The organism is Paenibacillus sp. FSL R10-2796 (assembly GCF_037965315.1).
Classification (GTDB): domain Bacteria; phylum Bacillota; class Bacilli; order Paenibacillales; family Paenibacillaceae; genus Paenibacillus_AQ; species Paenibacillus_AQ odorifer.
Map to the genome: position 1 here is coordinate 7134482 of NZ_CP150178.1, position 13000 is coordinate 7147481.

The following is a 13000-nucleotide window of genomic DNA, read 5'->3' on the forward strand; positions in this document are numbered from 1 at the left end:
AGCATATCATCTGCCTCACAGGTCTCTATTTGTTATCGAACCACTCACCAGTCGGCCTTCGTACCAGACGGCTTGGCGCTGCGCTCTTCGGGCTACTGCTTCAGCTGAACAGCTGGCATGCAGCAGCACAAAGCTAGCAGTGTCGCCAACCTTTGGCCATACCTGCTCGCCTTTTGGATCAAGGGGTGTTAATCCTCCTGTTATAAATCTGAGAGATTGAGATAATGCCAATTCATCATTGCAGCCGTACAACTCCGCGTAACGCCCTGCCTTCTCCAGTTGATCTCCATTTCCAAAAGGGGACCAGTGATCGGTAAGGCTATCTGTTGCCAGCTTCACTTTTACCCCTTGGCTGTGCAGCATCGGAAGTGGCATCATCATTCTTCCAATAGGCACTGTGGATGCAATAGTCATACCCAGTGATGCCATCCGTTTAGCTACCTCTTCTGCCTCTTGCTGCTGAGCTCCTGCGAACCAGAACGCATGACTGACCGTGACCTTTCCTTGCAAGCCAGCTTCTTCCGTCAGATCAGCTAACCGCGTCAGTGTTTTCTTTCCCGCTTCTTTTCCATCATGTAAATGAATATCAATGCCGGCATTACTCATCACTGCTAATTCCACCATCGTCTGAAGTGACTTCTCGATATCTCCATCCACCGTATAAGGATCTACTCCACCTACAAAGGTTGCTCCCTCTACCAGAGATTGTTTTACCAGTTGCACAGAATCCGAGCGCAGCAGGCCATGTTGCGGAAACGCCACAATTTCAGATGAAATTTTGCCCGCGAATGCATTTAATGCTTGTACAGTCGCTTCTAATCGTTGCAAGCCGCTGACAGGCTCAATATTGCAATGGCTGCGCACATGTGTGGCACCAAACCCCTGAATAAGCGTCAGGATGCTCTCTGCTTGTTGTCTCGCCATGGGCAGCAGCTTAGGCAATAATACCTTTTCTTCCTCAATCCGTTCGAAAACACTGGACGCAGGCTTTACCGCTCTCCAAGGTCCATCGAAATACGTTTTATCTAAATGGATATGTGCTTCTTCGAAAGAAGGCAGCATCAACAACTCTTTACAGTCATATTTCGGGAGCTGGCTCTGAAGCTCGATGTCTGCTCCAACAACTTCTGAAATCTTATCCCCGTCAATGCGGAGATGACAAACCTTCGTATTCGTACCCGCTACTTGCCCATCCTCAATAACATAACCTTGTTCTAATCTTATATTGGTTAACCAGTAAGAAGCATTCAACATGCTACCCCATCCTTTTCTCAACAATTTATATAGGTACGGACCGCTTTACTCTAAATGTTACCATAGCCCTTGCCATATAAAAAATGATTGAGAAATTTCAATAGCTACAGATCAATCTGACCCCGATGTTTGACTCTGGATCTAGCTTCTCTACTATAACTAACTTCCTTGTTCAGCAGTTCATCTATCCGCAGACACTTCAGACCCTTTTTATCCATTTCTTTTAAGACTTCTTCTAATCCAGTGATCATATTCAAGGGCGCTTCTTCATCTGCCCACGGTGTATCTCCGCTGTCGTGTAGAACAATGATTGAGCCTGGTTTTATTTTTTTTATTAAGGCATCCTTTAATTGTTCTGCACTCAGTGACGCTTTCCAATCTCCGACCATAACAGACCACAATACGATTCGATAAGATTCTCTTAGCAAAAAGAAATCCCCTAGATTGAGAAGCCCCCAAGGTGGGCGGTAAAAGATAGGCCGCTCTCCTGTAATTCGCTCAACAATGTCTGCTGTGCGATCTACTTGCTTCCGTCTATTGGTCCAGGGGAACTGGATCCAGTTGGGTGTATGAGTATAATTATGAATGCCGATTTGGTGCCCTTCTCTGTGCATACGCTCGATCAGTTCCGGATATTTCTGCGCTTTTTTGCCCAATACGAAGAAGGTCGCCTTTATGCCATGCTCTTTTAATAGATCTAGAAGTTCAGGTGTATAACAAGGATCCGGACCGTCATCGAACGTAAACGCAATTTCTTTCTCTGCACCTACCTCCGAGTGAACCCCCCATCCCAATATTCGGGTAAGCGCAAAAGGAACGATCATATAAAGAACAATCACATCCACTGCTAAAATTATGAAGGCCCACATTAGGAAGCCGCCTCTGTCTTACGCGGGGCAAACCGCGCTTTCAAGGACTGCTTGCTAAGCACAAGCATCATGGGAGATAACTTCTCTGTGCTGTCCTCTACACGATGTTTCCCTTCCGGATGCAGCATGCGAAGTAAAAAACGAAGGTATATCCCGAACCAGTGCCGCTGCCATTTGGACTTGATAGGACGCTGCTCAAACCCTATTCCATGAATAATCCCCCGGTGAAGCAGTGTAATCCCGGTTAGCGCGTTTACTTTGCTTAGTTCCGGATTGCTGTCTAGATCACGACTGATCTCCTTCATAGCCTCGCGAAGCATACGTGCCGTACGAATTCCGGCCCGATCTGCGCCAAGCGTACGTGTCAGCTGCACAATCTGGCGATTGTCCAAATGAAGCTCACCCACCCAATCTCCCGGAAGTATCCGTTGCCCATCTTGGCAGACCAAACTTTCTCCGTGATATTTCAACACTACCAACTTACATATCCCATATCTACGCACGGACTGACTACGAAATTTGGTGATGACAGCAAATATGTTCTCCCACATCATCCAAAGGGATTGTGAGAATAATTTTATAAATGGAACTGAGGTTACCATCATTTTTCCTTCTTTCCTGTTTAAATTTATCTTCTAGCAAAATCCTTCACTAAACGCCGCGTATACCTGCCGATCATCTTTACCAGACTGTTTCCGAGATAAGCACCTATCCATAGAGACACTGCACCTAACAACATGAAGAAAAGTGAGATGTTGAATGTTTTATTTTCAATCCCAAATAGCGATATAGAGGACACATCTAATAAATACAGGACAGGTGACAACAAGAGAATAATAGGGGTCAAGTAAAAAAGAGTGGCACAAATGAGACTGACCATGCCGATTCCAAACTGCAACATCAACCCTAAAATCGCTCTCCAGTTATGTTCATCCAGAAGCTCTGCCTTAACCCTTTCCCACAAGCTGCCTTCTTCTTGAGATCGGGTTGGAAGCGTGCGAACCGAGATATCCGTATAGACTTTAGTTCGAATTCGCTCATGCTGTAAAAAAGTCTCGGTAGAACGCAAAACATAATAAAGGATCGGGATCCCCACTAAGGTGAAGGACATCGAAACTCCAAAGGTAATGCCCACCAAATAAAAACAAAAGTAAAATAGCCCTGTGGCAAAAGTAATTAATAAGAAACAAAAATTCCTCACATGTTTCCGGATTATTTGATTCATGTTTTTCTCTCCCTCTCTGCAATAAAAATTGTTCATTTCTAAGTAACTCCTATGCTAGTGCTTTTGGTGTAAAATCGACCAGTGCCATAATGTCATATGACAAAAAAAACACCCTACTGCCTACTCCCACAAGGGAAAGCAAACAATAAGGTGCTCATCAATTTCAAATACTTCGGTCAGGATTAATCCGAAATGCCAAAAGCCTTCTCGACTGCCTCCTCACGGTTTCGTACCCCGAGCTTGGCATAGATGGTGGACGCGTAATTCCTCACCGTTCCATCGGACAGATATAGTTTAGCGGCAATAGTTTTATAACGCATTCCCTTCGAGAGGCATTCTAGAATCTCCAGCTCACGCGGAGTCAGTCCATATTCATTACTCTTCTCTGTCGGTGGTGCCTCTGAAGCTGGATGCATCTCATAGTGATCAATTAATACATTCGTAATATCGGGTGTAATCATCTTTACGCCCCGATGTACAAGACGTATTCCTTCGAACAGCTCCTGCGGCTCGGTAGACTTTAGCAAGTAGCCATCTGCCCCGTTTTGCAGTGCTTCGACTGCCATATCTGCTTCTTGAAAAGTAGTCAGGATCAACACTCGTACCCCTGGCCACTTTTGCTTGATAAGCTTGGTCGCTTCCGCACCGTCCATGCCCGGCATATTTAAGTCCATCAGCACCACGTGAGGTTGTTCCTGCTCGCAGAAGCTTATCGCTTGTTCACCATTCTCAGCTAACCCATTGATCACAAAATCCGGCTCCTGCTCTAGAATAATTCGCAGACTATCCCGGATATAGGGTTGATCATCTACCAGCAATAAACGAATCGTTTCCTCCTGTATCTCTTCAAGCCTTGGTAAACTGCAGGTCACTAAGGTCCCTTCCCCTGGCTTAGAGTAGAAATACACTTGTCCTTGCAAGTTGGAGGCACGCTCCTTCATCGCATTCACACCAAATCCTGCTTTTAAATCTTCAGTGCCTAATCCATTATCCTGCACATCCAGCCGAATCAGCTTCTCTTCATAATGTAAGCTGATGACAATTTCACTGGCTTGACCATGACGTACAGCGTTGGTTATCGACTCCTGCAAACATCTGTATAATGTCATTTGGGCCTGCTTAGATACTGTATACGGCTCTCCGAATGTTCTTAAGCGAATCTTAACCTTGGAGAAGGTCTGGAAATCATCCACTAATTTCTGTAGGGACTGCATTAGCGTCAATGAATCCTCCGAAGCGCCCACATGGTGCAAATATCGCCGAACATCATCCAAGCCATTGCGGGTTAACTTTAACAAGGCATCTATTTTGTGCTCCCCTTCAGAAGTATTCACCTCCGAACGTAAAGTCTCTAGCCCCATAATAATTGAAGTATAAGAATGCCCCACCGTATCATGCAGATCTTTGGATAAACGATCTCGTTCTTCCAGAAGTGTCATACGTTCAACTTGCGAGATGTACTGCTCTAAAACAGCATTTTGCTCCTTAATAATTCTGCCCTGCTTGTGATTCACCACCAGTAAATGAAAAGCGAACCCAAGCGTATACACCAAACCCATGTTAACAATCATCGATACAGCATCCATTTGTTGTGACAATCTAGATAACATAATTGGAATCAAAATGACCGTGATCGGAGCTGTCCAACGATAGGACTTCTGTGCACTATTGCTGGCGATCATAAAAGCGATAGGCAGAAAAGTTACGTACGATTCAGGAAACAAAGCAGCCAAATATAAACAAAGCCCACCCGAAAAAAGGATCTCCGCTATCAGATAATACTTGTAATGCAGCTGCAAACAAAACCAAGGCACAGAAAAAGAGACCACGCCCCAAACAAACGCGATCCAGAAAGGAATCGTAAAATCCTCCGAAAGATAACACATGGTGACCAAAAAAGAAGTAGAAAAACAAATCCGAAACAGGAGGACGAGCCAATCGTACCAGAACCACTGTTTGACCAGATTAAACAAGGCATTTCCCCCTATATACTCTGCTGACTTAATCTTTATTATAGTGTAACCCCTTAAGGGCTCACTAGTTACAAAAAGTCATGAGTTGAGATGACATTTTTACTAATGGTGTAATTAGTGAATAGGTACCCTTGTATACTTAGCATTAACGTAAAAAAGATGCCAACCCATTTAGGGAGGCATCCTTGATCAATCATATTCTTTAATACCAAGACTTAAAACTTAATTCTTGAAAATCCTTTGTCTGTCTTTACATATCCCACGCTATTCCCCACATAATTGAAATTAAAATCATCCTTCAGCCTGAAAGTATAATCTACTGCGAGCGTTTTAGGATTTAAAATATATGTTGCAGAACCAGGAAAGCTAAGCTCAATATTACCATCCTGTAATTGATACAACGAAACAAAAAATTCCGTCTCATCTTGTAGGGCTACTGACTTAACCAATCCTTTTACATTATATAAGGACAGCTTCCCATTGGCATAAATCCCATATACCTCTCCCAGGGATGATATGACAGCATTACCTGCGACATCTCTACCCCACAGCAATTTACCTTTAGAGTCAAAACCAAATAGTCGGTTCCCTGTTTTGGGAAGATTAGCCCGAATTAGTACGGTTCCATCGGTGAGCACCTCGTTGTAATCGACTTCTGTATACGAATCCGCAGGCAACTGGTATGTAAATACTGAATTTAGCGAAGAATCAAGAGCCTGGATTCGCGAGCCTTTCCCACTTCCGTAATTTGTTTGAATGAGGATACGATTCCCTTTCCCTGCTACCGTCCCTTTGTAAGTTACGTTTTTTATTTTAGTTCCATTTTTATTAATTAAGGTTAGGGACCCAGAATAATTACCGGAACCATCAAACTGTCCTCGGGATGCAAAGACTAAATTGCCGTTATCAAGTCTATACAAGTATCCCTCTGCTTGAGATAAATTCACCTTCCATTTCCGTTTCCCGTCAGCTCCCACCGCGTAGATTTGAGTTGCGTCAGGAGAAAGATTATCTGTAAAAGTTATGTATACCGTTCCATCTGGTGACACTAAATATTCTTTGGATTCACGAAACATCGATGTACCAGGGTCTGCAAAATTAACCGACCACTTCAGCTTTCCAGTCTGTGTGTCATATGATTTCAGCGTATCCACTAACCATATCTTAGTTTGAGTAGCATGCTCTTCTTTGGTGTGTAGATACACTGTGTTTAATTTAGTAACCTCCATAGGATTGCCTTCCACACTCTCCAGCTCTCCCACAACATTCAGCTGACTCCATTGGGCATTCGGTAATTTGGTTACTGCTGCTGCAGCTTCTACAGTGCCAGAGGTCACCGTACTTGTAGTCATCAACAAGAGAGCAACCAACCCTGTAAATATTCCTTTTTTCAAAAATATCAACCTTTCTTTCCATATATAGTATGCATTCTGTTACTTTACTACCTTTTCTAAGGGACAACAAGATTATATTAAGCAGCTTTTTAAATCAAAACACAGACTGTATGATAGTACATATTATTTGTCCATAAAATTGTAGTAGACCAATTGAACCAATAGGACAGCAAATTCTATAAAGTATGAACACTATCGGAGGAATAATAAACTATGTTAGCCGCACTACTTCATGGCATTGCACTGGCCTTTGGATTAATTCTTCCACTTGGCGCACAAAATGTCTTTGTATTTAACCAAGGGGCCTCGCAGCCACATTTTAAAAAAGCCATTCCCGTTATTGTTACAGCCGCTTTATGCGATACCCTGCTTATTTTATTAGCCGTATTAGGTGTTTCAGTCCTTGTGTTTGCCATCCCCGTTCTGCAGACCGCTTTATTTGCTGTAGGACTTTTATTTCTTTTGTATATGGGATGGTCTATCTGGAAAAGTACACCTACATCGTCAGCGCAAGACGCAACCCCTCTATCCTCTAAAAAACAAATCCTGTTCGCGCTGTCCGTTTCTTTATTAAATCCTCATGCGATCTTGGATACTATCGGCGTTATTGGCACTAGCTCGCTTAGTTACACAGGCGTAGACAAAGTTGTATTTGCTGGCGCGACTATCCTAGTGTCATGGATTTGGTTCTTTGGGCTGGCTGTAGCCGGAAAAACCGTAGGACAAATCGACTCAAGTGGCAAAATCATGCGGATTATTAATAAGATCTCCGCGATCATTATTTGGATCGTTGCTGCTTATATTGCCTTCAAGCTTTTTTAAGTGGAGGAAAAAGAATGCTGTACACCAATTTGCCGTATAATTATGTCCAATTTACACCATAATGTACTAGAATTTTGACTTACGGCGCAGAATGAGGTACATTACAATTTGGACGAACAATTAACAAACCAAAATACTATAATGTTCGCATTTAGAGGTGTAAATTATGAAAGAAGTATTCGATTATGAAGATATTCAATTAATTCCTGCAAAATGTATCGTAAACAGCCGTTCGGAGTGTGATACATCAGTCACCCTCGGTGGGCATAAATTTAGATTGCCGGTGGTACCTGCCAACATGCAAACCATCATTGATGAGAAGATCGCTATCTCCTTGGCGCAAAATGGCTATTTCTACATTATGCATCGTTTTGAACCGGAGAAACGTACGTCTTTCATCAAAGACATGCACTCCCGTGAATTAATCGCATCCATCAGCGTCGGAGTTAAAGAAGAAGAGTATGATTTCGTCGAACAATTATCCAAAGAACAGCTGGTTCCGGAATTCATTACAATTGATATTGCACACGGCCATTCCGAAGCAGTTATTCGGATGATCAAACATATTAAACAATACCTGCCTGCTAGTTTTGTTATTGCAGGAAATGTAGGAACACCTGAAGGCGTTAGAGAATTAGAAAACGCTGGAGCTGATGCTACTAAAGTTGGGATTGGACCAGGGAAAGTATGTATCACTAAGATCAAAACTGGATTCGGTACAGGCGGCTGGCAGTTAGCTGCACTACGCTTATGTGCCAAGGCTGCAAGCAAGCCAATTATTGCCGATGGTGGCATTCGCACACACGGTGATATTGCTAAATCCGTACGATTTGGCGCTTCTATGGTCATGATTGGTTCACTATTTGCCGGTCATGAAGAATCTCCGGGTGAAACCATTGAAATCGCTGGGAAGCTCTATAAAGAATACTTTGGCTCCGCTTCAGAATACCAAAAAGGTGAAAAGAAGAACGTCGAAGGTAAAAAAATTGCGGTTGAGCATAAAGGGGCTTTAGCAGAAACCCTAAGAGAAATGGAGCAGGATCTTCAATCCTCCATCTCTTATGCAGGTGGCAATAAGTTAGAGGCTATCCGTAATGTGGATTACGTTATCGTTAAGAACTCCATTTTTAATGGAGATAAAGTCTATTAATTGAACAAACAGGTGAGCAGGATGACTTAGGTCAATCTTGCTCATCTTTTTTTATGAGAACGAGTTCTGCCGGTCTACTTTGGGGTAATGGTAAGAATAAACTCCTACTAGATCACAATAGAGAGGATTATCCTTATGCGGCAAGCTATGATTATTATTAACCCCTCCTCCGGCAAAGAAGAAGCCAGCCAATATGTCAGATATGCAACAAGAGTTCTAAGTGATAAAGACTACTCCGTTACGATCAAGGAGACAGCAAAAGAACTAGACGCCACTCGTTATTCCATCGCTGCTTGTGAGGAAGGTTATGATCTGGTGATCTCCATCGGCGGGGATGGCACACTTCACGAGACCATTAATGGTCTTATCGACCAGGAACACCACCCAAAGTTAGGTGTGGTTCCTTTAGGAACGGCTAATGATTTCGCCCGTGCATTACAAATTCCACTGAATCCCGAAATAGCCATTCAAACCCTTGCCTCCTCAAATTTAAAAACAGTAGATATCGGTCGCTTAAATGACCGCCTGTTCGGCAACGTTGTTGCTGTAGGTTTAATTGCCGGAGCATTATCCTCTGTATCCTCCGAAGATAAAACCAAACTAGGGTCATTGGCATACTTGAAAGAAGGTCTTATACAACTTACAAGCCCTACAGCCCACCCCCTTGTCATTGACCATGATGGACAAATGTGGCAAGGAGACTCCTTACTCTTTCTCGCCGTATTAACTAACTCAGTCGGCGGGTTCGAGAATCTAATACCGGATGCTGCGGTTGACGACGGTCTGCTTCATTGTTTTATTATTTTGGACCTCAGTATATTCAATACCATTACAGCCAGTATATCTTTACTGCTGGGTACCCTCAAGGATCATAAAGATGTTGTCTATTTCACAGCCCACAATGTAAGTGTAAGCTCTCCAGAAACCGTAAGAACCAATGTAGATGGCGAAGAAGGTCCAACTTTGCCTATTACGCTGAGTGTTCTCCCTCGTCATATCCAAGTCATTGTGCCAGAAGTGGACTAACAAACAAAAAGCAGTCCGGAACTCAAAAAGTTCCAGACTGCCCTTAATTTATGGATGCCCCGATCCATATCTTTCTACTAATCCAATGACTAAGAAGTTATTTCTATTCCACTACAATAAATTTTTTGCCTAATAACCACATTCCGCCGCTAATCCCTAAGAAATAAATAGGCATCGTCAGTAATGAACCATTATGAAGAGCGCTCATTCCCCACGTCGCCAAGCTAACAAGCAAATAATAGCCCAAGCTGAATATCGCACCTGCTGTTCCTACAACATCCTGAAATTGAACAAGAGCAAGACTTAGACAATTAGGTAAAGCAATCCCTGCACCCATTAATAGGACAAACAGCGTTATTAGAATACATACGATCACTATCATATCCGGCAGCGAGTCAAGACTGCTTGCGATTGTTAATAGCAAGGCTCCGCTCGCCATTACTAGACAGCCGATATGGATTATTTTTTCTGGGGCATAGAGGGTTAATAATCTTTTGGAGATCATTGCGCCTACAATCGACGCCAAAGCCACAATAATGCCGAGAAAACCATAGACTCCTGGCGAAATCTGAAAGTGTTCAATAAATATAAAAGGAGCTTCAGCATAATAGCTGAACAAGATTCCGTTAATGCCTCCAATTAGTAATCCAAACACCAATACACGTGGCAATGCGAGCATTTTTTTGACTATAGGCAGAATAGCCACCTTTTTTCTCATGGAAACATCAGTGGTTTCTGGCAGCTTCCAAAAAGCATACATAAATAACAACACACTCATCATTACTAATGTAAAGAAAACCGCTCGAAAACCAAAAGCTTGATCCACCCATCCGCCAATTAACGGACCTACTGCGGGAGTAAAAGCAATGACCGCCGAGATTTGGGCAAACATAACATGCCGTTTATTCCCGGAGACACTCTCACGAAGAATGGTTTGGGTAATAATCGAACCTGTTGCTGCTCCAAACGCTTGTATAAACCGGCTGACTAACAGCAGATGAATGGATTCTGAGTAAAAACACATCAAGCTTCCCATACCGTATACAAGAAGTCCAGCCAGCATGGCAGATCTCCGCCCGATGAAGTCAGACAACCAACCCCAGCTAAAAACTCCTAAAGCAAATCCAATAAAATATATACTTAACGTTAACTGTACAGAACTATTGGTGGCCCCAAGTGCTACTGCGATATCCGGTAACGATGGGGTGTAAATCGTCTCACTAATTTGCGGAAAAGCCACAAGAACAATCATTAAAAGTAACGATGGTGCTGCATATTTTTTCATCTTATTTTCGCCCTCCTACAAGCTTATATCCTCGAACAACTACAAGAATATGAGCCTAGCTAGGGAAATGGGGGCATCATTATGGCAAGACGACTATAGATCATCATGTTAGAAAATCACCTTTCATTGTTATGCTTTCATGGTTTTATAGGAGGGCTTACCCGAAAGATATCGGGCAAAGATTTGAGTTTCAATTATTCAACCAAAACATCATTATACACGGTAATAGAAAAGCTCTCAAACGAATCACTTCGCCTGAGAGCTTATTTAGGTTAGGAATTTTGTTCTGATAATCCATGTATAGTTACGCCAACAGCGCTGGATTTCTTTTTGTCCTGAGAAGCATGTAGCTTTACCATCACAAATCTTGCAAACGGCTGTATCAATATACTTTCAGCGAACAGTGCAATCAGGAAATTTCTTGGCCAATTGGCTAAGAAGTGATTAAACGTTTGAGAACTCAACCCATTTCCGATAATGTCTCCAATAAACGTCATACAAAATGACATTCCTAGTACGGTGAACAAGATACGGAATAGGATTTTGGCGTTGAAGCTATCTGTTGGTTGTGTGAATGTAGCTGTCAGCTTTTCGGCAATACGGCCAATAACAACAGGCTCAATAATCATGACAATTACCCAAATGATCGGAAACACTTTAAGAATCGTTAAGGCAACCTCACCATTAAATTCTCCAACCCCTAAAATGATATTTATTGAGGACATAAACAGTACCGTCAGTGTACAAATGATTGCACCATATAATGCCCCCTCCTTGCCGTTTCTTGGTAATCTTGCTTCTTGATTCATGATGTACTTCCTTTCAAAATTGTCGGTAATAGTTTGGCGATAGTTTTTAAGGGAGTTGTGGATTTTTGCGTTAGGCACAACATCATCGCGCCTTCGATCGAAGCCGTCATCCACAATGCCATCTCGGAGGCTGATTCCTGCGAATAACCTTCAGTTACAAGCTTATCGCAGTAAATTCGTTCCATGTTCTCATAGAGCAAGCTACATGCCTGGCGAACAGGTTCACTCACCGTAGCCATTTCACTGACAATACTGCTAAAGGTATATCCGGTAATCGTGCCCTCGGTTTCTAAGTTGTGAATCAACTTGTCGATCATGGATTGTATAGCTTCTAACGTCGATGGATGCTTTTTAAAAATATCCTCAATATCTATCGTAATTGCTTCATTTAAGCCCTTTAAACAAGCAATTAATAGTTCTTCTTTTCCATTTGGAAAATGATGATAAAGCGCTCCTTTGGTCACATTACAGGCTTTTAAAATTTCATTCACGCCTACATTTTTATATCCTTTTTGCTGAAAAAGAAGTGTCGCCGTCTCAATCATTAGCGATTTTGTATCCACAATAACGTACTCCCCCTAACATACCAACCGGTCTGTTTGTTATTATAACAATATAAAAATGATTAATGTAAGTCTTTTTTGCTTTTTTTCAAAAAATATTTCATTATTTTCATTTATAACTGAAAACAGGATATGATCTAGTAAGTCTAGAAGTTAATGTGGAGTTCAAAACATAATTGTCGTTATGAATAAAAAAGAATAGGGTGTATATATGAAAAAAAACGCCTTAGTAATTATGCTGATAAGCTTGATTACTTTAATCTTTATCGCAGCTTGTAATGGTAATCAGAAAAAAGATGACTTTTTGACGCCATACCTTACTCAAGAAAATAAATCTTTTTCAATCCTAATTTTATCGGAGAACGATCGTTTTTTTGAGCAAACTAAAGAGCTTGAGGATATTTACAAGGAAAATATGACTTCTATCAGCAAAGCAGGTGTTATCAAAAAAGATTCGAAAGAGGGGGACCGCTTAAAAGAGGATTTGAAGACCAACACTTACCCTTCATATATCCTATTGGACAATAAAAAAGTGCTGCTTGTAAGCGAAAATATTGAGCAGTTTAAAATAGAGTCAAAACAAATCATAGAAGAAATTCTCAACAAATAATGCATAGACATTTAAGTGCC

13 protein-coding genes are annotated in these 13000 nt (G+C 42.0%); 4 read left to right on the forward strand and 9 right to left on the reverse strand.

Going from position 1 to position 13000, the window contains the following annotated elements:
• Window positions 1–15: 15 nt before the first annotated feature.
• From NST58_RS31820 to NST58_RS31845, 6 genes are all read right to left on the reverse strand, one after another.
• Complete coding sequence (locus tag NST58_RS31820) at window positions 16–1254, reverse strand: amidohydrolase (RefSeq protein ID WP_339245478.1); 1239 nt, start codon at window positions 1252–1254, stop codon at window positions 16–18.
• A 104-nt stretch (window positions 1255–1358) separates the two neighbouring features.
• Window positions 1359–2123 (reverse strand): polysaccharide deacetylase family protein, encoded by a 765-nt coding sequence (locus tag NST58_RS31825; protein WP_339245481.1) that lies wholly within the window; start codon window positions 2121–2123, stop codon window positions 1359–1361.
• On the reverse strand, window positions 2123–2728 hold the full coding sequence (locus tag NST58_RS31830; protein ID WP_254847726.1) for a polysaccharide deacetylase: 606 nt from the start codon (window positions 2726–2728) through the stop codon (window positions 2123–2125). Before NST58_RS31830 ends, NST58_RS31825 begins: the two co-directional genes overlap by 1 nt.
• A 23-nt stretch (window positions 2729–2751) precedes the next feature.
• Window positions 2752–3348: a sensor domain-containing protein gene (locus NST58_RS31835; RefSeq protein ID WP_339245484.1), complete on the reverse strand. Its 597-nt coding sequence runs from the start codon at window positions 3346–3348 to the stop codon at window positions 2752–2754.
• A 182-nt stretch (window positions 3349–3530) separates the two neighbouring features.
• Entirely contained in the window at window positions 3531–5321 is a 1791-nt protein-coding gene (locus NST58_RS31840; protein ID WP_076191568.1) for a hybrid sensor histidine kinase/response regulator transcription factor, read from the reverse strand.
• A gap of 215 nt (window positions 5322–5536) precedes the next feature.
• On the reverse strand, window positions 5537–6715 hold the full coding sequence (locus tag NST58_RS31845; RefSeq protein WP_143762349.1) for a hypothetical protein: 1179 nt from the start codon (window positions 6713–6715) through the stop codon (window positions 5537–5539).
• A 213-nt stretch (window positions 6716–6928) separates the two neighbouring features.
• Here NST58_RS31845 and NST58_RS31850 point away from each other — a divergent pair, with 213 nt between their 5' ends.
• The 3 genes from NST58_RS31850 to NST58_RS31860 all read left to right on the forward strand — a co-directional run bounded on the left by NST58_RS31850 (window position 6929) and on the right by NST58_RS31860 (window position 9713).
• A complete protein-coding gene (locus NST58_RS31850) occupies window positions 6929–7537 on the forward strand; it encodes a LysE/ArgO family amino acid transporter (protein WP_076124191.1) in 609 nt (202 codons plus the stop codon).
• Window positions 7538–7703: 166 nt separating this feature from the next.
• Window positions 7704–8687 (forward strand): GMP reductase, encoded by a 984-nt coding sequence (gene guaC, locus NST58_RS31855; RefSeq protein ID WP_036682307.1) that lies wholly within the window; start codon window positions 7704–7706, stop codon window positions 8685–8687.
• 135 nt (window positions 8688–8822) lie between these two features.
• Window positions 8823–9713, forward strand: a complete 891-nt coding sequence (locus NST58_RS31860) for a diacylglycerol kinase family protein (RefSeq protein WP_339245487.1) — start codon at window positions 8823–8825, stop codon at window positions 9711–9713.
• Window positions 9714–9816: 103 nt separating this feature from the next.
• Here the strand turns inward: NST58_RS31860 and NST58_RS31865 are convergent, their stop codons facing one another.
• The 3 genes from NST58_RS31865 to NST58_RS31875 form a co-directional block, all read right to left on the reverse strand.
• Entirely contained in the window at window positions 9817–10998 is a 1182-nt protein-coding gene (locus NST58_RS31865) for a multidrug effflux MFS transporter (RefSeq protein WP_076301518.1), read from the reverse strand.
• A 272-nt stretch (window positions 10999–11270) separates the two neighbouring features.
• The gene (locus NST58_RS31870; protein ID WP_036682312.1) at window positions 11271–11807 is read right to left on the reverse strand and encodes a DUF2798 domain-containing protein; all 537 of its coding nucleotides are present in this window, start codon (window positions 11805–11807) and stop codon (window positions 11271–11273) included.
• On the reverse strand, window positions 11804–12370 hold the full coding sequence (locus tag NST58_RS31875; RefSeq protein ID WP_076301519.1) for a TetR/AcrR family transcriptional regulator: 567 nt from the start codon (window positions 12368–12370) through the stop codon (window positions 11804–11806). The genes NST58_RS31870 and NST58_RS31875 overlap by 4 nt, the downstream gene beginning before the upstream one ends.
• Window positions 12371–12581: 211 nt before the next feature.
• Here NST58_RS31875 and NST58_RS31880 point away from each other — a divergent pair, with 211 nt between their 5' ends.
• Window positions 12582–12980 carry a hypothetical protein gene (locus tag NST58_RS31880; RefSeq protein WP_076276295.1) on the forward strand — a complete coding sequence of 133 codons (399 nt, stop codon included), beginning with the start codon at window positions 12582–12584 and terminating at the stop codon, window positions 12978–12980.
• The last annotated feature ends 20 nt before the right edge of the window (window positions 12981–13000 follow it).

Bases quoted from the DNA above. Each gene is read 5' to 3' on its own strand.
- NST58_RS31830 (WP_254847726.1), bottom strand. From the start codon at position 2,728: ATGATGGTAACCTCAGTTCCATTTATAAAATTATTCTCACAATCCCTT.
- NST58_RS31820 (WP_339245478.1), bottom strand. From the start codon at position 1,254: ATGTTGAATGCTTCTTACTGGTTAACCAATATAAGATTAGAACAAGGT.
- NST58_RS31860 (WP_339245487.1), top strand. From the start codon at position 8,823: ATGCGGCAAGCTATGATTATTATTAACCCCTCCTCCGGCAAAGAAGAA.
- NST58_RS31880 (WP_076276295.1), top strand. From the start codon at position 12,582: ATGAAAAAAAACGCCTTAGTAATTATGCTGATAAGCTTGATTACTTTA.
- NST58_RS31865 (WP_076301518.1), bottom strand. From the start codon at position 10,998: ATGAAAAAATATGCAGCACCATCGTTACTTTTAATGATTGTTCTTGTG.
- NST58_RS31835 (WP_339245484.1), bottom strand. From the start codon at position 3,348: ATGAATCAAATAATCCGGAAACATGTGAGGAATTTTTGTTTCTTATTA.
- NST58_RS31825 (WP_339245481.1), bottom strand. From the start codon at position 2,123: ATGTGGGCCTTCATAATTTTAGCAGTGGATGTGATTGTTCTTTATATG.
- NST58_RS31870 (WP_036682312.1), bottom strand. From the start codon at position 11,807: ATGAATCAAGAAGCAAGATTACCAAGAAACGGCAAGGAGGGGGCATTA.
- guaC (WP_036682307.1), top strand. From the start codon at position 7,704: ATGAAAGAAGTATTCGATTATGAAGATATTCAATTAATTCCTGCAAAA.
- NST58_RS31850 (WP_076124191.1), top strand. From the start codon at position 6,929: ATGTTAGCCGCACTACTTCATGGCATTGCACTGGCCTTTGGATTAATT.